Raw genomic sequence first — 18,915 nt, forward strand, 5'->3', positions numbered from 1 at the left:
GATATCGCTTGCGCGACTTGCTGACGGCGCGCACGGTCGAAGCCTCACATGATCGATCCGGAACGCGCGACCATGACGGACTATGACGACCAGAACATCTTCGCAAAAATCCTCCGCGGCGAAATCCCGAGCTTCAAGGTCCATGAGACCGACCGGACCTTTGCCTTTCTCGACATCATGCCGCGCTCGCCCGGGCATACGCTCGTGATCCCGAAGGCGCCCGCGCGGGGCATCCTCGACATCACGGAGGACGACCTTGCAGCGGTGGCGCGCTCGGCCAAGCGCATCGCCATCGCCGCGATGAAGGCGTTTGCCGCCGACGGCATCATCATCCAGCAGTTCAGCGAGCCCGCCAGCGGGCAGGTCGTCTTCCACCTGCACATGCATGTGATGCCGGTGAAGGAAGGCGTTGCACTGCTGCCGGCGCAGACCCGCAAGGAGGAGATGGCCGTGCTCGCCGATCATGCCAGGCGCATGATCGCGGCGCTCGCGGACTAGACCCCGAGATAGCGTTGCAGCACGTCGGGCTGCGCCTTGATCTCCTGCGCCGGGCCTTCATGGACGATGTGTCCATTGTTGATGATGTAGATGCGCTGCGCCAGCGCGAGCGTCGCGGCGAGGTTCTGTTCGACCAGCACGATGGTCTGTCCGGCCTCGGCGAGGTCGCGGCACGCCTTCATCAGGTCGCGCACGATCACCGGCGCCAATCCCTCGAACGGCTCGTCGAGCAGGATGATCTTGGGATCGCGCACCAGCGCGCGCGCGATCGCCAGCATCTGCTGTTCGCCGCCCGACAGATCGGTGCCACGGTTGCTGCGCCGCTCCCGCAGCCGCGGGAACATCTCGTAGATGCGGTCAAGCGGCCAGCGCTGCGAGGCGGTCAGGCCGGCGATCACCAGGTTCTCCTCGACGCTCAGGCTACCGAAGATGCGGCGCTCCTCATGGACCAGCTGCATGCCGGCCTGTGCGATCCTGTGGCTCTTCTTCCCGGCGATATCGATGCCGTCGAACATCACCGAGCCGCGGCGCGGGGTGACCACGCCCATCAGGCTCTTCAGCGTCGTGCTCTTGCCGGCGCCGTTGCGGCCGAGCAGCGCCACCACCTCGTTACGCTCGACGCGCATCGAGATGTCAAACAGGATGTGGGAATCCCCGTAATAGCTGTTCAGTCCGTTGACCTCGAGCAGGCTCATGCAGCGAGCACTCCATGCACGCCGCCAAGATAGGCTTCCTGGACGGTCGAATTGTTCTTGATCTCCTCCGGCGTTCCCTCGACCAGCACGCGGCCTTCCTGCAGCACGGTGACGCGCTCGGCGAGCTCGAACAGCGCATCCATGTCGTGATCGATGATGATCATGGTGCGGCCCTGGCTGATCGACTTCAACAGCTTCACGGTCTCGACGCGTTCGCGCGGGCTCATGCCGGCCAGCGGCTCGTCGAGCAGCAACAGGCTCGGCGATGTCGCGAGCGCGAGCCCGATCTCCAGCCGCCGCTTCTCGCCATAGGCGAGCTCGGACACCGGCGTATCCGGCCGCGAGGTGAGATTGACCAGCTCGAGCGTCTGCTGCACGCGCTCGGACAGGCCGGGAATGCGCTCGATGCTGCGGAACAGATCGAGCTTGAACTTGCCGCGCAGTCCCGACAGCGCCGCGATCACCAGGTTCTCGCGCACGGTCAGGCCGGCGAACAGCTGGTTGACCTGGTAGCTCTTGGTCAGGCCGAGCTGGCAGACGTCGGTGACGTTCATGCCGGTGATGTCGCGGCCCTCGAACACGATGCTGCCCGAGGTCGGATGCACCTCGCAGGTCAGCATCTTGAAGAAGGTCGACTTGCCGGCGCCATTCGGGCCGATGATGCCGCGCAGCTCGCCGTGATTGACCGTGAAATCGATGTCGCTGTTGGCGAGCAGGCCGCCGTAGCGCTTGGTCAGGCCCTTGGCTTGCAGGATCGGTCCGGACGGATTGCCCTCAGAGCGAGGCGGCGCGCGCATCGGCGCGGCGACAGCCGCGGCGGGCCGCGTGCTTGCCACGGCTGTGACCTCCGGTTCGCTTTCGTCCGGCTCCCGGGCGGCGCGCCGGCCGGTCAGCAGACCATAGAGATCGGCGAGGCCGCCGATGATGCCGCGGCGCAGGAAGCACACCAGCAGCACGAACACGATGCCGAGCACGAGCTTCCAGGCCGCGCCGAGCCCGAGTGCCGCCTGCAGGAAATCCTGCAACGACAGCCACACCGCGGCGCCGACCAGCGGCCCGAACAGCGTGCCGCGGCCGCCGATCGCGGTCTGCATCACGAGCTGGCCCGAGGTGTCGAAGGTGAAGGCGTCGGGTGGCATGAAGGCCTGCAGCACGCCGAGCAGCCCGCCGGCAAAGCCGGCATAGGCGGCGGCGATCACGAAGGCGGTCAGCTTGTAGCCGTGGATGTTGTGGCCGACCGCGGTCGCCCGCAGCGGATTGTCCCTGATCGCACTGAACACGGCGCCGACCGGCGAACGCACGATGCGCAGCGCGATCACCACGCCGATGAAATAGCACAGCGCCAGGAACTGATAGAGCGACCAGCCGGTGGTGAAGTGCAGCGTGGTGAAGCCGAGATTGAAGCTCGGGGTCGGCACGCCCGGCAGTCCGTTCTCGCCGCCGGTGAAGTCCGACAGTGGATTGAACTCGACGAAGAAGAACACCTCGGCGATCGCGACTGTGATCATCGCGAAATAGATGCCGGTGCGGCGCAGCGCGATCAGCCCGATCAGGTATCCGGTGGCGGCGGCCGCGATCATGCCGATGACGAGTGCGAGCACGACATACGGGAAGCCGGCGCGGGTCAGCAAATAAGCGGCGACGAAGCCGCCGGTGCCGTAAAAGGCCGATTGGCCGAACGACAGCAGGCCGGTGAAGCCGAACAGGATGTCGAAGCCGAGGCCGAACAGGCCCCAGACCAGGATCCGGTTCACCGTGTTGGGCGCGAAGCCGAGCCACGGCAGCACGAAGGGCGCGAGGACCAGGCCCGCGGCGGTCAGGAATTCGATCAGGTATGGGCGCTGCTTCAGCATTTGGGATCCGTCGTCATTCGCGGCCCTGCGTGCCGAGCAGGCCATGCGGTCGGAGCACGAGCACGAGCGTCATCGCCGCGAACAGCATGACGTAGGCGTAACCGGGGTTGAACATCGAGGTGATGCTGATGATCTCGCCGGCGATCAGCCCGCCGAGGATGGCGCCGGGAAACGAGCCGACGCCGCCGATCACCACCACCACGAAGGTCTCGACCAGGATGTCGTCGCCGACCCCCGGCGTCAGCGACACCACCGGCGCGTTGATGATGCCGGCGAAGCCCGCGGCCATCGCGCCGATGCCGAACACGATCATGAAGACGCGGTAGACGTTGATGCCGAGCGAATCGACCATCACCGAATCTTCGATGCCGGCGCGCACGATCATGCCGAGCCGGGTGCGGTACAGGATCAGGAACAGCCCGCCGAGCGCGACCGCGACGATGCCGACCACGGCGAGCCGGTAGGTCGGGTAGAACAGGAAGCCGAGCGAGGTGATGCCCTGCAGCAGCGCCGGCGGCGGCACCACCTGGGACTGGCTGGTGAAGATCAGCCGCACGATCTCGACGAAGCAGATGCCGAGGCCGAACGTGACCAGCAGCTGGTCCTCATGCGGGCGATGGTAGAAGTGGCGGATGATGATCCGCTCCATCGCGATGCCGAGCACCATCACGAACAGCGAGCCCGCGATCACCGCGAGGATGAACGAGCCGGTGTAGGAATAGGTCACAAATCCGGCGTAGCCGCCGATCATGAACATGGCGCCGTGGGCGAGATTGAGCACCCCGAGCGTGCCGTAGATGATCGTCAGCCCGGAGCTGATCAGCGCGAGCAGCGCGCCGAGCGCCAGCCCGTTGAAAAGTTGCGAAACGAAATTTGGCCAGTTGATCATGGCGTGCGTTCACTTGGCCGCTTACTTGGCCGTTGGTATGGCCCGGCCGAATAGAGGACACAAAGCGGCGCCGCGGGTCGGGTCGCCCCGCCCACGGCGCCGAGTCTTCCCACGTTAATCAGGTGTAGTCGCCGAGATGGCAGCCGAACGCATCCGGCTTCTGCATCAGCCCGTCGCCGGGGACGATCTCGACCACCTCGTAATAGTCCTCCTTGTTCTTCATCTCCTTTTCCATCTTGCCGCGGACGATGATGACGGGACGGACGCATTGGTGATCTTCGGGGCGATAATGCACGTCGCCGACCAGCGAGGGGACGGTCTCGCCCTTCTCGTAGGCCTTGATGACGTCTGGCGGATAGAAGCTGCCGGCTTCCTCGACCATGCGGGCCCAGTGCGCGAAGCTGACATAGGCGTTCTCGGCGCCCCATTCCGGCTTGTAGCCGAACTTCTTCTCGAAGGTGTCGTTGAACATTTTGGCCAGCGGATACTTGTCCTCGATGGTCCACCAGTAATCGGTCGCGGCGTAGACGCCCTGCATCAGGCCGCCGGTCTCGCGGGCGATGAACGGCACCTGGTAGGGCACGACGAGCTTCATCTTGTCGAGCACGCCGAACTGCTTGGCCTGCTGCGTCGACAGTACGGCGTCGTGGCCCCAGTTGACGTTGATCAGCACGTCGGCGCCGGAGTTCGCGACATTGAGCAGGTAGGACGAATAGTCGGGCGCGCCGAGCGGCGACACCTGGTTGGTGACCGTGGTCCAGCCCGCCTGCGCGAGGAAGTCCTGCATCGATTTGGTGACGGTGTGACCATAGGTGTAGTCGGGCGTCAGGTAGGCGGCCTTCTTGTTCTTGCCGAACTGCTTGATCAGCACCGGCGCGATCGCCGCCGCGGCGGTCTGGCCGAAGAAGTTCTGGCGGAAGCCGTAGCGCACGCAATCCTTGCCGGTGGTGTCGTTCGAACCGGAGATGCCGCAGACGAAGATCACCTTCTCGCGCTGCGCCAGCTTGTTCAGCGCGACCGCGACCGCGCTCGAGGTGCCGCCGGTGATCATCACCGCCTTGTTCTCGGAGATGAAGCGCTGCTGCGCCTGCACCGCCTCGTTCGGCTTCGCCGCGGAATCCGCGACGCCGAACTTCAGCTCCTTGCCGAGTACGCCCTTTGAGGTCTTCGGCGAGATCTTCTTGATCAGCTCGTGGCCGCTGTTGATGTGCTCGATCGCAAGCTGGTAGCCCTTCAGTTCATCCTCGCCCTGCACCGCATAGGTGCCGGTGCGCGGCACCGAGATGCCGATGAAGGCCGACGAGCCCGAGGTGCCGGCAGGAAAGGTCCCGATCGCCGGCTTGTCCTCGGCGAATGCACGCGTTGCGATCGAGGCCGGCAGCACGGTGCCGCCGATCAGGCCTGCGCCGGCCTGCAGCAGCGTGCGCCGCGAGACGTTCAGTGTTCTGCCCGGCCGAAAATCCTTGGTGCTCATCGCTTGCTATCCTCCAATTATATTGATTGTTGGCGCGCATATTCATCGGTCGCCGGATCGGATCGATCGGCGGCAGGATGCGCCGGCTGCGATGTGGCAGCCCGTCATGGCTACAATTCCCCACCGGCATATTTAGTCAATGTCACCTTTCGTCGAATCATATCGGTCTCCGATAGAATTAATGTCGGTCTACGATGTATCGAGGGTTTACCGCCCGGGTGCGCGTCCTGTAAGTGAGGGGGCGATGATCCAGGAGCCTTCAAGTCGCACCGCAAATACCGCCGAGCGCGTCGTGGCCGGGGACGATGGCGCCGAGCCATCGAGCGGCCTCAGCATCCGTGCGCTCAACGTCCTGAAGGAACTTTCGGTCGAGCTGCTCGACGAGGTGCCGCCGAAGTTGGGCTGGACGCCGCCGGACGATCTTTTGCGTCTGCTCAGCGCGCGCCATCTTGCGACCGCGCGCAACTGCGGCCGGCAGACCATGCGCGAGATCATCGATTGGGCCGCCTCGCGCGGGATCTCGATTCCGGCGCCGCACCATACCGGCAAGTCGCTGTCGGAGGTCTGGGGCGGCCTGGTCGAGCGTGCCTCGGCCGGGCGTCTCACCAAGAGCGAGATCACCGAAGCGCTGGAGAAGTCGATCCGCCGCAAGAGCCCGCGGATCCCGGTCGCCTTCCAGATCGTCCTCCTGAAGATATTGAGCTCGAGCTACGATCACTGGCCGCAACCGTGAGGTCGCCGGACCGCGCGGTGCGACAGTCAAACCGTTGAAAACATGCCTGCAAGGGCTGCCGGTAGGATGGTCCGCCAGGCTCGGGCTTGCTAGCGTCACTCGGCTCCCGCCGTTCGGCGCAGCGAGCCTGGAGCAGGACGAGCGAATGCCACAACCGAAGCAGCGGCGAGCACCGGCCGCGACCGCAAAGCGCAGCGGGGCTGCCGCGACAGTCGATTACGCGGCGCTGGCGCGGTTTCGCTACCAGCTCCGCAGCTTTCTCGCGTTCAGCGAGGAGGCGGCGCAGGGCGCGGGATTGACCCCGCAGCAGCACCAGGCGCTGCTCGCCATCAAGGGATTTTCCGGAACCGAGCCGACCACGGTCGGCGATCTTGCCCGCTATCTGCTGATCCGCCATCACACCGCGGTCGAACTGATCAACCGGATGACGAAGCTCGGGTTGCTGACGCGGGCCGTCGATGCCGCCGACGGCCGGCGCGTTCTGGTGACGCTGACGGCGCAGGGCGAGCGCAAGCTGCAGGCGCTGTCAAAGATTCATCTCGAGGAGCTGGCCACGGCTGGCCCGGCCCTCGGCAAGATCCTGCGCCACTTCCGGCAGTCGCAGAAGAAGTAGCGCTCGCGGCGCAGCTTAGGCCGCGGCGCCCTGTGCCGCGAGCTGCGCGGCCTGGTGCTCGGTGGTCAGCGCATCGATCAGCTCGCCGAGCGCCTCGCCCGCGATCACCTGCGGCAGCTTGTAGAGCGTCAGGTTGATGCGGTGGTCGGTGACTCTCCCTTGCGGGAAATTATAGGTGCGGATGCGCTCCGAGCGGTCGCCGGAGCCGACCTTCTCCTTGCGGTCGGCGGAGCGCGCCGCCTCGACACGCTGGCGCTCCGCGTCATAGATGCGCGAGCGCAGGATGTTCATCGCCGACGCCCGGTTCTTATGCTGCGAGCGGCTGTCCTGCATCATGACAACGATGCCGGTCGGCAGATGGGTGATGCGGATCGCCGATTCGGTCTTGTTGACGTGCTGACCGCCGGCGCCGCCGGCGCGCATGGTCTCGATCCGCAGGTCGGTGTCCTTGATGTCGACGTCGACGTCCTCGACCTCCGGCAACACCGCAACCGTGGCGGCCGAGGTGTGGATGCGGCCCTGCGTCTCGGTATCGGGCACGCGCTGCACGCGGTGCACGCCGGATTCGAACTTCAGCTTGGCGAATGCGCCGCGGCCCTGCACCTCGGCGATGATTTCCTTGTAGCCGCCGACAGTGCCTTCGCTCGCCGAGATCACCTCGACCTTCCAGCCCTGCAAGGCCGCGAAGCGCTCATACATCCGGAACAGATCGCCGGCGAACAGCGAGGCCTCGTCGCCGCCGGTGCCGGCGCGGATTTCCAGCATCACGTTGCGGTCGTCCATCGCGTCCTTCGGCAACAGCGCGATCCGGATCTGCTGCTCGAGCTCGCCGATCCGGGCCTGCAAAGTCTCCAGCTCGGCTTCCGCCATGCTGCGCATCTCGGCGTCGGTCCCGGCATCCGCCAGCATCGCCTCGGTATCGGCGAGCTCCGATCGGGCCGAGCGATAGAGCTTCACCGCGTCGATCAGTGGATTGAGCTCGGCGAGCTCGCGCGTGATCGCAACATAGCGATCGGATTTGACGTCGCCGAGCAACTCGGCCTCGAGCGAGGCGTGGTGGGCGAGCAGGACGTCGAGTTTGGCTTCGGGTAGCATGGCGGTATCTCGAATTTGCTGAAAGCGCGAAGGGCGCAAAGGGCGATAGCGGCGACGGCAGCGTCGCTACAAGGCCAGCCCCTCGGTTTCCGCAAACTTCGTCAGCGCCTCGCGGATCGATACGCTGCCGACCGGCGCGTCCAGCAGCGGATTGATCATCGCCTCGGCCTTCTTGGCGTCGAGGTCGAGGATCATCGCCTTGACCGGGCCGTGCGCGGTCGCCGACAGCGACAGCGAGCGATAGCCGAGCGCGATCAGCGCCAGCGCGCCGATCGGCTTCGACGCCATCTCGCCGCACAGCGAGGCGGCCTTCTTCGCCGTCTTGGCCTTGCGCACGATATCGCGCAGCGCGCGCAGGATCGGCGCCGACAGGATGTCGAACCGCTCGGAAACCTTGGCATTGCCGCGGTCGACCGCAAACAGGAACTGGAACAGGTCGTTGGAGCCGACCGAGACGAAGTCGACCTTCTTCAGCAGTTCGTCGAGCTGGTAGAGCAGGGCCGGCACCTCGACCATGGTGCCGATATCGATCCGCTCGGGCAGCGAATGGCCGTGCTGGCGCAGATAGGTCAGCTCGCGCTCGACGATCGCCTTGGCCTGGTCGAACTCGGCGATGTCGGAGACCATCGGGAACATGATCTTCAGCGCGCGGCCGCCGCCGGCGCGCAGCAGCGCGCGGATCTGGCCGCGCAGCAGGCCGGGGCGGTCGAGGCCGAGCCGGATCGCGCGCCAGCCGAGCGCGGGATTCTCCTCGACCACGGTCTCCATATAGGGCAGCGCCTTGTCGCCGCCGATGTCGAGCGTGCGGAAGGTGACGGGTTTTGCGCCCGCGGCATCGAGCACGGTGCGATAGAGCGCGAGCTGGTCGCTGGAGCGCGGCAGGTTCGGGCTCACCATGAACTGCAATTCGGTTCGGAACAGGCCGATTCCGGCGCTGCCGGTGTCGTCGATATGCGGCAGGTCGATGGTCAGGCCGGCATTGATCAGGAGCTCGATCGGCTGGCCGTCCTTGGTCACGCAGGCCTTGTCGCGCAGCGCCGAATATTGCGCCTGCCGCCGTGCCCGGAACCGGACGCGCTCGGCATAGGCGGATTCGATCTCGGTCGAGGGGCGGACATAGATCTCGCCGGAAATGCCGTCGACGATGATGGCATCGCCCGGATCGGCGATGCCGGGCGCGTTCGGCACCTCGCCGACCGCGGGAATGCCGAGCGCGCGCGCCACGATCGAGACGTGGGAATTCGCAGTGCCTTCCTCCAGCACCAGGCCGCGCAGCCGCTTGCGGTCATAGTCGAGCAGCGCCGCGGGGCCCATCGCGCGCGCGATCAGGATGGCGTTGTCGGGCAGTTGTTCGCGCGACGGCGCATGGTCCTGGCCGACCAGTTGCCGCATCAGGCGATGGCCGAGATCCTCGAGGTCGTGCAGGCGGTCGCGCAGATAGGGATCGGTCGAGCGCAGCATGCGCGCGCGGGTGTCGGACTGCACGCGCTCGACCGCGGCTTCCGCGGTGAGGCCGGTGGCGACCGCCTCATGCAGCTTGTGCGACCAGCCCTGGTCGTTGGCGAACATGCGGTAGGCTTCCAGCACCTCGCGGTGCTCGCCGCCGTCGGCGACGTCGCCGCGCTCCAGCATGCGGTCGAGATCGGCGCGCAGGTTCGCGAGCGCTGCGTCGAGCCGCTTGATCTCCTTCGGCAGGTCCTCGGCGATGTAGTTGGTGATGACGACGCGCGGCTCGTGCAGCACGACATGGCCGAGCGCGATGCCGTCGGAGAGCACCGCGCCGGTCCTGTGCATCGAGTGCCGCGCGGCGGGCTCGGCGCCGGGCTGGGCCAGCGCGGCAAGCTCGCCGGAGGCGATCATCTCCGCCAACACCATGGCGGTGGTCTGCAGCGCCTCGACCTCTTCCTCGACATAGGTGCGCTTGGCGCGGTTCTGCACCACGAGCACGCCGAGCGTGTTGCCGGCGCGCAGGATCGGCACGCCGAGGAACGAGTGGTAGGCCTCTTCGCCGGTCTCCGGGCGGTAGGCGAAGGCCGGATGGCTTTGCGCGTCGGACAGGTTGAGCGGCGTCGCCTCGCTGGCGACGAGGCCGACCAGGCCTTCATGCGCGCTCATCACGGTGCGGTGCACGGCGTCGCGGTTCAGACCTTCGGTGGCGTAGAGCTCGAGCGTGTTGTCGATGCGCAGCACGTAGCAGGAGCAGACCTCGGCCACCATGTTGGCCGCGATCAGCACCACGATCTTGTCGAGGCGCTCCTGGGCGGAGACTTGCTCCGCCATGGTTTCGCGGAGCCGTCTCAACAGGATGCGTGGGCCTCCCGACGCGCTCCGCATGTGCTCTAATCCCTCCCCGCGAGGCCGGCCCATATGGGTGGTCGGCCGCTGGCGCAAAACTCGTCAAAAACTACAATTTTAGTCATTCGGCTTCGCCGCTCGCACCAGTTCCCGCCGATTCGGGTCACTTCAACTGTGCCACAGTTTGCGACAGCCCACCTGACTGGCCGTATAGCCAATCGAGGCTCGATTTGCCAAGCAAAACGCCTGCCAGTAGCAAATAACGTCTGCGTCAGCCCAATGCTGCGCCCGCTAAGAGAAATTCTAACTCCGGGGCGGGGGCTAGGGAGCACCGCCAGTGCTCGGTCTCGTCGTTCCGGGGCGTCGCGAAGCGGCGAACCCGGAACCTCGAGATTCCGGGTTCGATGCTGTCGCATCGCCCCGGAATGACAGCAGAGCGAGCGCCGCCCCCGCCGGTCGCGTCTACGCCTGATCCAGCCCGTACAGCGTGTGCAGCGTGCGCACCGCGAGTTCGGTGTAGGCGGCGTCGATCAGCACCGAGAACTTGATCTCGGAAGTGGTGATGGCGCGGATGTTGATGTTGCGATCGGCCAGCGCCTTGAACGCCTTCGCCGCGACACCGGCGTGGCTCCGCATGCCGCTGCCGATCACCGAGACCTTGGCGACGTCGGTCGCGGTGTCGAGCCGCGCGTAGCCGATCTTGGCCTTGGCGGAGGTAATCGTATCCTTGGCGCGGTTGTAGTCGGTGGCCGGCACGGTGAAGGTGAGGTCGGTGGTCTTGCCGTCCTCGGACACGTTCTGCACGATCATGTCGACGTTGATGTTGGCGTCCGCGAGCGGCCCGAAGATCGCCGCGGCCACGCCCGGCTTGTCCTCGATCTGGCGCACGGAGATCTGGGCTTCGTCCTTGGAGAAGGCGATGCCGGTGACGACGTGCATTTCCATGATTTCCTCCTCGCTGCAGATCAGCGTGCCCGGCGGCTGGTTGGCGTGCGGGTCGATATCCTCAGGCTTGTCGAAGCTGGAGCGCACGAAGATCGGCATGTTGTGCACCATGCCGAGTTCCACCGAGCGAACCTGCAGTACCTTGGCGCCCTGCGACGCCAGCTCCAGCATGTCCTCGAACGCGATCTTGTCGAGGCGGCGCGCCTTCGGCACCACGCGGGGATCGGTGGTGTAGACGCCGTCGACGTCGGTGTAGATGTCGCAGCGGTCGGCCTTCAGCGCCGCCGCGATCGCGACCGCGGACGTGTCGGAGCCGCCGCGGCCGAGCGTGGTGATGCGGCCAGTGTCGGGATTGATGCCCTGGAAGCCGGCGATCACGGCGACTTCCTTGCGCTCCTTGAAGCGGGTGATGATCTCGGTGCCGTCGATCTCGAGGATGCGCGCCGAGGCATGCGCGTCCGAGGTCTTGATCGGGATCTGCCAGCCCTGCCACGAGCGCGCCTGGATGCCGAGGCCCTGCAGCACGATCGACAGCAGGCCCGAGGTGACCTGTTCGCCGGAGGCGACGATGGCGTCATACTCACGCGCGTCGTGCATCGGCGAGGCCTCGGTGCACCAGGCCACCAGCTCGTTGGTCTTGCCGGACATCGCGGAGACGACGACGGCGACCTCGTGGCCCGCGTCGACCTCGCGCTTCACATGCTGCGCGACGTTGCGGATACGATCGATATTGGCGACGGACGTACCGCCGAATTTCATCACGAGGCGGCCCATGACGACGCGTCTATTCCTTTAAGAGGATAAGTAGGTTAACCCACGCCGAAAACCGCAAGCGCGGGGACCGAAAGGCGCGTATACATAGCGCCGCGCCCGGGGGCAAGCCGGTTGGTAGGGGTCTATCGGGGTCCTTCGGGGGTGTTTTGACCGGTTGCGGGCGGGCTGTGGCGCAACGGTGACTCGGGGGTCATGCGAAGGCGGATTGGATGGGACGCTATATCGACGAAATCCTGCAGCCTGGCGAGAAGGTGCTGTATTCCACCAATGCGCACTGGATGTTCTATCTGCCGGCAATCGGGGCCTGGATCGTGGTGCTGGCGCTCTTGATCCTGTCGCGGATGACGACGGTCGATGGCCTCGCGCTGGCCTGCCTGGCGGCCGCCGCCGTGGTCGCGGTCGCGGCGCTGTACTGGACCGCCGCGGCCTGGTTCCACCGCTGGACCACCGAAACCGACGTCACTAATTTCCGCGTGGTGCACAAAAGCGGCTTCATCAAGCGGCGCACCTTCGAGATGAGCCTCGACAAGGTCGAGAGCGTCGACGTCAACCAGAGCATCATGGGGCGCCTGCTCAATTATGGCGACGTCACCATCCGCGGCGTCGGCGAGGGCATCGAGACCATCAAGACCATTGCCGCGCCGCTGTCGTTCCGCAATTCGATCACCGCGCGATAGGGGCGCGCGCAATCATGGCCACGCAATCAACTCTTTCCGGTTCTTCCGCCAGTTCCTCCGCCAATGCCTCCGCCAGCTCGGTCGATCCGGCCGAGGTCGCGAAGTTTTCAAAGCTGTCGGATGAATGGTGGGATCCGCGCGGCAAGATGGCGCCGCTGCACAAGATCAACCCGCTGCGCCTGACCTATATCCGCGACGCCGCCTGCCGCAAGTTCGAACGCAACGCCAAGAGCCTGAGCTGCCTGTCCGGCCTGCGCCTGCTCGACATCGGCTGCGGCGCCGGGCTGCTGTGCGAGCCGTTCACGCGGCTCGGCGCCCAGGTGATCGGGATCGATCCGTCCGCGACCAACATTGCGGCGGCGAAGCTGCACGCCGACAAGGGCCATCTGTCGATCGACTACCGCTGCACCACGGTGGAGGAGATGGACGTCCGCGAGCGCTTCGACATCGTGCTGGCGATGGAGGTGGTCGAGCACGTCAACGACGTCGGCGCCTTCATCAAGCGCTGTGCTGCGATGCTCAAGCCCGGCGGGCTGATGGTGGTCTCGACCTTGAACCGCAACTGGAAGAGCTTTGCGCTGGCGATCGTCGGCGCCGAATACGTGCTGCGCTGGCTGCCGCGCGGCACTCATGAGTGGAGCAAGTTCGTTACCCCCGCCGAGCTCGAACGCTATCTCGGCGACGTCAACCTCACCGTCACCGAACAGGCCGGGGTGGTCTACAACCCGCTCGCCGACAAATGGACCGTCTCGACCGACATGGACGTGAACTACATGGTGGTGGCGGAAGAGGTGTAGGCTGCTTGCCGATTGGTGGCGGCCCTGCATCTCCACGGCGTCATTGCGAGGAGCGAAGCGACGAAGCAATCCATTTCTCCGCTTGCGGCAAGATGGATTGCGTCGCTTCGCTCGCAATGACGGCGGGACGGGCGACAGCTGGTTTGCACAGACCACGCAGCCCTGTCATGCACCGCCTCGGTTGACCGCGTCGGCTGTAATCGGCACGCTGCGCGCATCCTCCCGCCCGTACACTTTCCTTATCCCGCATGCTCTCGCTCGCCTCGCTCTGGATCCCCTTCACCATCGTCGCTGCGTTCGGACAGGTGGCGCGCAATGCGATGCAGCGGCAGCTGACCGGGCCGCTCGGGACCTGGGGCGCGACCAATATCCGTTTTCTGTTCGGCCTGCCGTTCTCGGTAGTGTTCTTCGCGCTCGCGATCATCGTGACCGGCGATCGGGTGCCGTGGCCGTCATCGTCGTTCTGGCCGTGGCTGTTGTCCGGCGCGCTGACCCAGATCGTCGGCACCGGCTTCATGCTGCTGGCGATGAACGATCGCTCCTTCGTGGTGACCACGGCTTACATGAAGACCGAGGCGATCCAGACCGCGATCTTCGGCTTCATCTTCCTCGGCGACCACCTCACGGCGCTCAAGGTGATCGCAATCGTGATCGCCACCATCGGCGTCGTCATCACCGCGCTGCGGCCCGGCGGCTCGAGGAGTTTTGCGGATCTGCGCCCGACCATGCTCGGCCTCGGCGCCGCCGCCGTGTTCGCGATCTCGGCGGTGAGCTTTCGCGGCGCGATCATCGCGGTGCCATCAGTCTCGTTCGTCACGGCGGCCTCCTACACGCTGATGTGGAGCCTGTTCGTGCAGACGCTGATCCTGTCGGTCTATCTGTTGCTGCGCGCACCCGATGTGCTGAAGTCGATCTTGAAACTGTGGCGGCCCTCGATGTTCGCGGGCTTCATGGGCGCGTTCTCGTCGCAATTCTGGTTCCTGGCGTTCGCGCTCACCGCCGCCGCCAATGTGCGCACGCTGGCGCTGATCGAGGTGCTGTTCGCGCAGGGCGTGGCGTATTTCTCGCTCAAGCAGCCGTTCTCGCTGCGCGAGGTGTTCGGCATCGTCCTGATCGTGATCGGCGTCGCGCTCTTGATCGCCGCGTAGACTCTTGTTTGACGCGTTTTCTTCGCGCGAACCGGCCCCCACTTCGCTTGAAAACGCTTTAGCCTTTGACCGCGATCAGCACGGCGCCCGCGGAGATCAGCGCGATCCCGACCCAGCCATAGGCCGTGGGACGTTCGCCGAGGAAGACGGCGCCGAATAGCGCCACCAGCACCACGCTGAGCTTGTCGATCGGCGCGACCAGCGTGGCCGGTCCGAGCTTCAGCGCGCGGAAATAGCAGATCCACGACGCGCCGGTGCCGAGCCCGGACAGCAGCAGGAACAGCCAGCTCTTGCCCGAGATCGGGCCTGGCTGGCTGAATTGTCCGGTCGCGAACAGGATCGCCGACAGCGTGATCAAGACGATCACGGTGCGGATCAGGGTGGCGAGATCGGAGTTGATGCCCTCGACGCCGACCTTGGCGAAGATCGCGGTCAATGCCGCGAACACGGCGGACAGAAACGCCCAGACCTGCCAGGAGGAAAAAGAGTCGGGGGTCATCTGGGATGCTCGACCGGTTTGGCCCCACCCGTCATTGCGAGCGAAGCGAAGCAATCCATGGCGCAACAAGCACGAAGCTGGATTGCTTCGTCGCTTCGCTCCTCGCAATGACGAGAGTGGAAGCGGCTCGCGTCAGTTCCGGTCTTCCGGCAGCGTCGGCAGCGGCGAGACCTCGACGCCCTCGTCGATCAGCGCGCGCGCCTCTTCGGGCGAGGCCTCGCCATAGATCGGCCGGTGCTCGATATCGCCGTAATGCATCTTGCGCGCCTCGTTGGGGAAGCGCTCGCCGACATTGTCGGCGTTCTTGACGATATGGTCGCGCAGCTCCTTCAGCTTGCTGCGCAGCTCGCGCTCCTGCGCCATCATCAGCGACGTCGGTTCGGCAGGCGCCGCCTCGACGGGCGCCGCCGGTGCCGGCTGTGCCGGTTCGCGGCCCTTCTTGCTCACCACCTGCGGTGCCATGATCGCACGCTCGATCTCGGTCGAGCCGCAGGCCGGGCAATCGATCAGGTGACGCCGCTCCTGCGATTCGTAGGCCGATGAGCTCTGGAACCAGCTCTCGAACTGATGGCCCCGCTCGCAGCGCAGCGTGTAGCGGATCATGCCGAACCCCGGACGAGGTGCAGATGCTCCGGGCCGGCCTTGGGGTCGGCAATGCCGAAACGCCTGCCATGCTGCAGCGAGGGAATGGTCTTGCGCGCGGTCTCGACCTTGGCGGGATCGATCTCGGCCAGGAACACGCCGGGCTCGACGCCGCCCTCGGCGAGAATCTCGCCCCAGGGGTCGATGATCAGCGAATGGCCGAAGGTCTCGCGCTTGTTCTCATGCAGGCCGGCTTGCGCCGCGGCGAACACGAAGCAGCCGGTCTCGATGGCGCGGGCGCGCAGCAACGTGTGCCAATGCGCCTCGCCGGTCTTGCGGGTGAAGGCGGAGGGCACGGTGAGGAACGACGCGCCGGCCTCGGCCAGCGCGCGGTACAGCGCCGGGAAGCGCACGTCGTAGCAGATCGTCAATCCGATCCGGCCCCAGGGCAGGTCGGAGATCACAGCGGTCTCGCCGGGCTGGTAGTTCGCCGATTCGCGGTAGCTCTCGCCGCCGGGCAGATCGATGTCGAACATGTGGATCTTGTCGTAGCACGCGAGCAGATTGCCCTCGGGCCCGATCAGGAACGAACGGTTGACCGCCTTCTCCGGCGAATAGCGCAGCGCCAGCGAGCCGATGTGCAGATGGATCTTCAGTTCGGCGGCGAGCGCGCGATACGCCTTCAGCGACTTGTCGTCCTCTTCGCTCGCGAGATGTTCGAACAGCGCCTTGCGGTTCAGCTGCATCATGTTGCTGACCTCGGGGGTCAGCACATATTTGGCACCCTGCGCCGCCGCTTCGCGGATCAGCCGCGTGCCTTGCTCGAGGCTCGGCTCCGGCAGCAGGCCGGTGCGCATCTGCACCATGGCGGCGGTGAAAATGTTCTCCGTCATCAGGCGCCGCCTCCGTTGCTGAGCAGGCCGTCGAGCTTGCCCTCGCGGTCGAGCGCGTAGAGCTCGTCGCAGCCGCCGACATGGGTCTTGCCGATGAATATCTGCGGGAAAGTCGAGCCGGCGCCAGCGCGGTCGTACATCTGATCGCGGTAGGCCGGGTTGCTGGCGACGCTCAATTCGGTGAACGCGGCGTTCTTGCGCGTCAAGAGCGATTTGGCCGCGGTGCAATAACCGCAGCCCGGGCGGGTGTAGATTTCAATGGCAGCGGTCATGGTGCGCTCGGTTGAACCAGAATGTGAGATTATATGGGAGCGCGGTGGGTATCGACAACCCGGGCAAACACCAGCACGTCGACCTGCGCGGCTTTGGCGCGCAGCAGCGCCCGCGCGCAGGCATCCACCGTGGCGCCCGAGGTCAGGACATCGTCGATCAGGATCACGCGGCGCCCCTGGATGTCAGCCTTGCGTTCGTCGGCGACCCCGAATGCGCCTTGCACATTGCTGGCGCGGTCCTTGCGCGACAGCCCGATCTGCTGCTCGGTGGCGCGGGTGCGCCGCAGCGCCTCGGAGACCATTTTGACGCCGCTCTGCCACGCGATCACCTTGGCGAGCGCGCCGGACTGGTTGTAGCGCCGGCTCCAGCCGCGCCGCCAGTGCAGAGGAACCGGAACCAGAATGTCGGCGTCCTGTAGCAATTCCTTCCCCGCCCGCGCCATCCAGCGACCCATTGTCGGCGCCAGATCGGTGCGATCCTGGTATTTTAATGCGTGCACCAGCGTGCGCGCGACGTCGTCGTAACGAACTGCGGCGCGGGCGCGCTGGTAGGCCGGCGGATTGGCGATCGCCTCCATCGACAAAAGCTCGGGCCCGGGATCGTAGACGAAGGGAATGCCGAGCCGCGGGCAGAACGGCTGTGCGATGAACGACAATTTGGCCCAGCACGCCGCGCAGACGCCCTCGCCATCGACCGGCTCGCGGCAGGACACGCACAGCGTCGGCAGCGCGATGTCGAGCACGAGCCGCGCGGAGCGCAGCCAAGCGCCCCCGACCGCGCCGAGCGCGCGCTGAAGGTGACCTGAAATGGAGCGTGTCGGTGATGCCTCGGCGTCCATGGCTGATGAGGCTAGCGTTTGGGCAACCCGGGCTCAAGGCGCATTGCCTGCGGCGGCGGTCCGGCGTAACCAGCGCGGATGGCAACGACCCCGGCCTCAGCTCCCATTCTGTTCGATCGCGCATTGCTCGGCGCAAGGCTGGCGCGCGCCCGGCGCGAAGGGGCGGCGACGTTCCTGCTCGAACGCGCCACGGAGGACATGGCGGACCGGTTGCTGGCGGTATCGCGCAGCTTTTCGGCGGCAGCCGATGTCTGGACGCCGGGCGACGGGCTTGCGGAGGTCCTGCGTGGACGTGTCGCCGCAGTCGATGCGATCGGCTTCTCCGAGGCGGAATCGCTCGGCCTGCCGCCGGAGTCGCTCGATCTCGCGGTCTCGGCGCTCGCCTTCCAGTTCGTCAACGATCTGCCGGGAGTGCTGGCGCAAATCCGCCGCGCGCTGAAGCCGGACGGGCTGCTGCTCGCGTCGATGCTCGGCGGCGATACGCTGACGGAGCTCAGGCAGAGTTTTGCCGCGGCGGAGGCGGAGTGCGAAGGCGGCGCGTCGCCGCGTGTCGTGCCGTTCGCCGATCTGCGCGACATCGGCGCGCTGTTGCAACGCGCGGGCTTCGCGCTGCCGGTGACCGATGTCGATCGCGTCGTGGTGCGCTATTCCAACGCGTTCGCGCTGATGGCCGATTTGCGGCGCATGGGCGCGACCAACGTGCTGCGCGAGCGCCGTCACACCCCGACCCGCCGCGCCACCATGCTGCGCATGGCGCAGATCTACGGCGAACGCTTCGCCGATCCCGACGGCCGCATCCGCGCCACCTTCGACATCGTCTGGCTCTCCGGCTGGGCGCCGCATGAAAGCCAGCCGAAGCCGCTGCGGCCGGGGTCAGCGAAGGCGAGCTTGGAGGCAGCGGTGAAGCAGGTGAAGCGTTGAGCTGTTAGGGACGCACGCTGCTCGGGCTCCCTCCCCCCTTGCGGGGGAGGGTTGGGGAGAGGGGTAGCCCCGGGCGAGATACTCGTGTGATCATCGCTTTCGCAATTCTGCACCCGTCTTCAAGATGCATGCTGAGAGACCGCGCCGTGTGGCACCCCTCTCCCCAGCCCTCTCCCGCAAGGGGGAGGGAGCCCGTCCACCGTGTGTCCCTTACGGTCGATCGCAGTTGTCGATGCGATCCAACCTCTCTCACAAGGAGGGCGACGGTTGTTGCACGATTTCGGAATAATGGAATTATGCCGGTGAGTTGCCCGACGTGTCAAGGAGCATCGTCGAGCGCCGGCCACCTCCGGCTCCTTTGCATGGGGTTGTTTTCGATATTTTGGCAACGTGCCTGCCCCCAGGTGGGTGAGGCGAAGAAGG

19 protein-coding genes are annotated in these 18,915 nt (G+C 65.9%); 7 read left to right on the forward strand and 12 right to left on the reverse strand.

Translation table 11 applies throughout. From position 1 onward, the window contains the following. Positions 1 to 72 precede the first annotated feature (72 nt). Positions 73 to 498: an HIT domain-containing protein gene (locus tag ACVILL_RS14615; RefSeq protein WP_456734262.1), complete on the forward strand. Its 426-nt coding sequence runs from the start codon at positions 73 to 75 to the stop codon at positions 496 to 498. On the opposite strand, the gene ACVILL_RS14620 is transcribed toward ACVILL_RS14615, so the two are convergent. The 4 genes from ACVILL_RS14620 to ACVILL_RS14635 form a co-directional block, all read right to left on the reverse strand. Next, positions 495 to 1,193: an ABC transporter ATP-binding protein gene (locus tag ACVILL_RS14620; RefSeq protein WP_456729684.1), complete on the reverse strand. Its 699-nt coding sequence runs from the start codon at positions 1,191 to 1,193 to the stop codon at positions 495 to 497. The two genes, ACVILL_RS14615 and ACVILL_RS14620, sit on opposite strands and share 4 nt — an antisense overlap. Then, positions 1,190 to 3,046: a branched-chain amino acid ABC transporter ATP-binding protein/permease gene (locus tag ACVILL_RS14625; protein WP_456729685.1), complete on the reverse strand. Its 1,857-nt coding sequence runs from the start codon at positions 3,044 to 3,046 to the stop codon at positions 1,190 to 1,192. The genes ACVILL_RS14620 and ACVILL_RS14625 overlap by 4 nt, the downstream gene beginning before the upstream one ends. A gap of 13 nt (positions 3,047 to 3,059) precedes the next feature. After that, positions 3,060 to 3,935 carry a branched-chain amino acid ABC transporter permease gene (locus tag ACVILL_RS14630; RefSeq protein ID WP_456729686.1) on the reverse strand — a complete coding sequence of 292 codons (876 nt, stop codon included), beginning with the start codon at positions 3,933 to 3,935 and terminating at the stop codon, positions 3,060 to 3,062. Between the two features lie 118 nt (positions 3,936 to 4,053). Further along, positions 4,054 to 5,409: a substrate-binding protein gene (locus ACVILL_RS14635; RefSeq protein ID WP_456729687.1), complete on the reverse strand. Its 1,356-nt coding sequence runs from the start codon at positions 5,407 to 5,409 to the stop codon at positions 4,054 to 4,056. Positions 5,410 to 5,653: 244 nt separating this feature from the next. On the opposite strand from ACVILL_RS14635, the gene ACVILL_RS14640 reads away from it, so the two are divergent. Both ACVILL_RS14640 and ACVILL_RS14645 read left to right on the forward strand, forming a co-directional pair. Next, positions 5,654 to 6,142, forward strand: coding sequence for a hypothetical protein (locus tag ACVILL_RS14640; RefSeq protein ID WP_456729688.1), 489 nt, complete (start codon positions 5,654 to 5,656; stop codon positions 6,140 to 6,142). A gap of 145 nt (positions 6,143 to 6,287) precedes the next feature. Continuing rightward, entirely contained in the window at positions 6,288 to 6,755 is a 468-nt protein-coding gene (locus ACVILL_RS14645; RefSeq protein WP_456729689.1) for a MarR family winged helix-turn-helix transcriptional regulator, read from the forward strand. A 15-nt stretch (positions 6,756 to 6,770) separates the two neighbouring features. Here the strand turns inward: ACVILL_RS14645 and prfA are convergent, their stop codons facing one another. The 3 genes from prfA to ACVILL_RS14660 all read right to left on the reverse strand — a co-directional run bounded on the left by prfA (position 6,771) and on the right by ACVILL_RS14660 (position 11,864). After that, on the reverse strand, positions 6,771 to 7,850 hold the full coding sequence (prfA, locus tag ACVILL_RS14650) for a peptide chain release factor 1 (protein WP_456729690.1): 1,080 nt from the start codon (positions 7,848 to 7,850) through the stop codon (positions 6,771 to 6,773). A 66-nt stretch (positions 7,851 to 7,916) separates the two neighbouring features. Continuing rightward, positions 7,917 to 10,184 (reverse strand): phosphoenolpyruvate--protein phosphotransferase, encoded by a 2,268-nt coding sequence (gene ptsP, locus ACVILL_RS14655; RefSeq protein ID WP_456729691.1) that lies wholly within the window; start codon positions 10,182 to 10,184, stop codon positions 7,917 to 7,919. Between the two features lie 423 nt (positions 10,185 to 10,607). Beyond that, a complete protein-coding gene (locus ACVILL_RS14660) occupies positions 10,608 to 11,864 on the reverse strand; it encodes an aspartate kinase (protein ID WP_456729692.1) in 1,257 nt (418 codons plus the stop codon). Positions 11,865 to 12,073: 209 nt separating this feature from the next. On the opposite strand from ACVILL_RS14660, the gene ACVILL_RS14665 reads away from it, so the two are divergent. The 3 genes from ACVILL_RS14665 (at position 12,074) to ACVILL_RS14675 (ending at position 14,486) form a co-directional block, all read left to right on the forward strand. After that, entirely contained in the window at positions 12,074 to 12,541 is a 468-nt protein-coding gene (locus ACVILL_RS14665) for a PH domain-containing protein (RefSeq protein ID WP_456729693.1), read from the forward strand. Positions 12,542 to 12,555: 14 nt separating this feature from the next. Beyond that, positions 12,556 to 13,338 carry a bifunctional 2-polyprenyl-6-hydroxyphenol methylase/3-demethylubiquinol 3-O-methyltransferase UbiG gene (gene ubiG / locus ACVILL_RS14670; RefSeq protein WP_456729694.1) on the forward strand — a complete coding sequence of 261 codons (783 nt, stop codon included), beginning with the start codon at positions 12,556 to 12,558 and terminating at the stop codon, positions 13,336 to 13,338. 248 nt (positions 13,339 to 13,586) lie between these two features. Next, positions 13,587 to 14,486 (forward strand): EamA family transporter, encoded by a 900-nt coding sequence (locus ACVILL_RS14675; protein ID WP_456729695.1) that lies wholly within the window; start codon positions 13,587 to 13,589, stop codon positions 14,484 to 14,486. Between the two features lie 58 nt (positions 14,487 to 14,544). On the opposite strand, the gene ACVILL_RS14680 is transcribed toward ACVILL_RS14675, so the two are convergent. From ACVILL_RS14680 to ACVILL_RS14700, 5 genes are all read right to left on the reverse strand, one after another. Then, the gene (locus tag ACVILL_RS14680; RefSeq protein WP_456729696.1) at positions 14,545 to 14,985 is read right to left on the reverse strand and encodes an EamA family transporter; all 441 of its coding nucleotides are present in this window, start codon (positions 14,983 to 14,985) and stop codon (positions 14,545 to 14,547) included. A 132-nt stretch (positions 14,986 to 15,117) separates the two neighbouring features. Further along, a complete protein-coding gene (locus ACVILL_RS14685) occupies positions 15,118 to 15,588 on the reverse strand; it encodes a DUF1178 family protein (RefSeq protein WP_456729697.1) in 471 nt (156 codons plus the stop codon). Beyond that, on the reverse strand, positions 15,585 to 16,460 hold the full coding sequence (locus tag ACVILL_RS14690) for a carbon-nitrogen hydrolase family protein (RefSeq protein ID WP_456729698.1): 876 nt from the start codon (positions 16,458 to 16,460) through the stop codon (positions 15,585 to 15,587). Before ACVILL_RS14690 ends, ACVILL_RS14685 begins: the two co-directional genes overlap by 4 nt. Beyond that, a complete protein-coding gene (gene grxC, locus ACVILL_RS14695; protein WP_456729699.1) occupies positions 16,460 to 16,732 on the reverse strand; it encodes a glutaredoxin 3 in 273 nt (90 codons plus the stop codon). The genes ACVILL_RS14690 and grxC overlap by 1 nt, the downstream gene beginning before the upstream one ends. Positions 16,733 to 16,761: 29 nt before the next feature. Beyond that, positions 16,762 to 17,571 (reverse strand): ComF family protein, encoded by an 810-nt coding sequence (locus tag ACVILL_RS14700; RefSeq protein ID WP_456729700.1) that lies wholly within the window; start codon positions 17,569 to 17,571, stop codon positions 16,762 to 16,764. Between the two features lie 78 nt (positions 17,572 to 17,649). On the opposite strand from ACVILL_RS14700, the gene ACVILL_RS14705 reads away from it, so the two are divergent. Continuing rightward, on the forward strand, positions 17,650 to 18,492 hold the full coding sequence (locus ACVILL_RS14705; protein WP_456729701.1) for a methyltransferase domain-containing protein: 843 nt from the start codon (positions 17,650 to 17,652) through the stop codon (positions 18,490 to 18,492). Positions 18,493 to 18,915: the final 423 nt, after the last annotated feature.

It is taken from the genome of Bradyrhizobium sp. USDA 3364, assembly GCF_054056355.1.

Bases quoted from the DNA above. Each gene is read 5' to 3' on its own strand.
- ACVILL_RS14700 (WP_456729700.1), bottom strand. From the start codon at position 17,571: ATGGACGCCGAGGCATCACCGACACGCTCCATTTCAGGTCACCTTCAG.
- ACVILL_RS14665 (WP_456729693.1), top strand. From the start codon at position 12,074: ATGGGACGCTATATCGACGAAATCCTGCAGCCTGGCGAGAAGGTGCTG.
- ACVILL_RS14630 (WP_456729686.1), bottom strand. From the start codon at position 3,935: ATGATCAACTGGCCAAATTTCGTTTCGCAACTTTTCAACGGGCTGGCG.
- ACVILL_RS14625 (WP_456729685.1), bottom strand. From the start codon at position 3,046: ATGCTGAAGCAGCGCCCATACCTGATCGAATTCCTGACCGCCGCGGGC.
- ACVILL_RS14680 (WP_456729696.1), bottom strand. From the start codon at position 14,985: ATGACCCCCGACTCTTTTTCCTCCTGGCAGGTCTGGGCGTTTCTGTCC.
- ptsP (WP_456729691.1), bottom strand. From the start codon at position 10,184: ATGCGGAGCGCGTCGGGAGGCCCACGCATCCTGTTGAGACGGCTCCGC.
- ACVILL_RS14620 (WP_456729684.1), bottom strand. From the start codon at position 1,193: ATGAGCCTGCTCGAGGTCAACGGACTGAACAGCTATTACGGGGATTCC.
- ACVILL_RS14685 (WP_456729697.1), bottom strand. From the start codon at position 15,588: ATGATCCGCTACACGCTGCGCTGCGAGCGGGGCCATCAGTTCGAGAGC.
- ACVILL_RS14705 (WP_456729701.1), top strand. From the start codon at position 17,650: ATGGCAACGACCCCGGCCTCAGCTCCCATTCTGTTCGATCGCGCATTG.
- prfA (WP_456729690.1), bottom strand. From the start codon at position 7,850: ATGCTACCCGAAGCCAAACTCGACGTCCTGCTCGCCCACCACGCCTCG.
- ACVILL_RS14615 (WP_456734262.1), top strand. From the start codon at position 73: ATGACGGACTATGACGACCAGAACATCTTCGCAAAAATCCTCCGCGGC.
- ACVILL_RS14675 (WP_456729695.1), top strand. From the start codon at position 13,587: ATGCTCTCGCTCGCCTCGCTCTGGATCCCCTTCACCATCGTCGCTGCG.
- ACVILL_RS14690 (WP_456729698.1), bottom strand. From the start codon at position 16,460: ATGACGGAGAACATTTTCACCGCCGCCATGGTGCAGATGCGCACCGGC.
- grxC (WP_456729699.1), bottom strand. From the start codon at position 16,732: ATGACCGCTGCCATTGAAATCTACACCCGCCCGGGCTGCGGTTATTGC.
- ACVILL_RS14660 (WP_456729692.1), bottom strand. From the start codon at position 11,864: ATGGGCCGCCTCGTGATGAAATTCGGCGGTACGTCCGTCGCCAATATC.
- ACVILL_RS14645 (WP_456729689.1), top strand. From the start codon at position 6,288: ATGCCACAACCGAAGCAGCGGCGAGCACCGGCCGCGACCGCAAAGCGC.
- ubiG (WP_456729694.1), top strand. From the start codon at position 12,556: ATGGCCACGCAATCAACTCTTTCCGGTTCTTCCGCCAGTTCCTCCGCC.
- ACVILL_RS14635 (WP_456729687.1), bottom strand. From the start codon at position 5,409: ATGAGCACCAAGGATTTTCGGCCGGGCAGAACACTGAACGTCTCGCGG.
- ACVILL_RS14640 (WP_456729688.1), top strand. From the start codon at position 5,654: ATGATCCAGGAGCCTTCAAGTCGCACCGCAAATACCGCCGAGCGCGTC.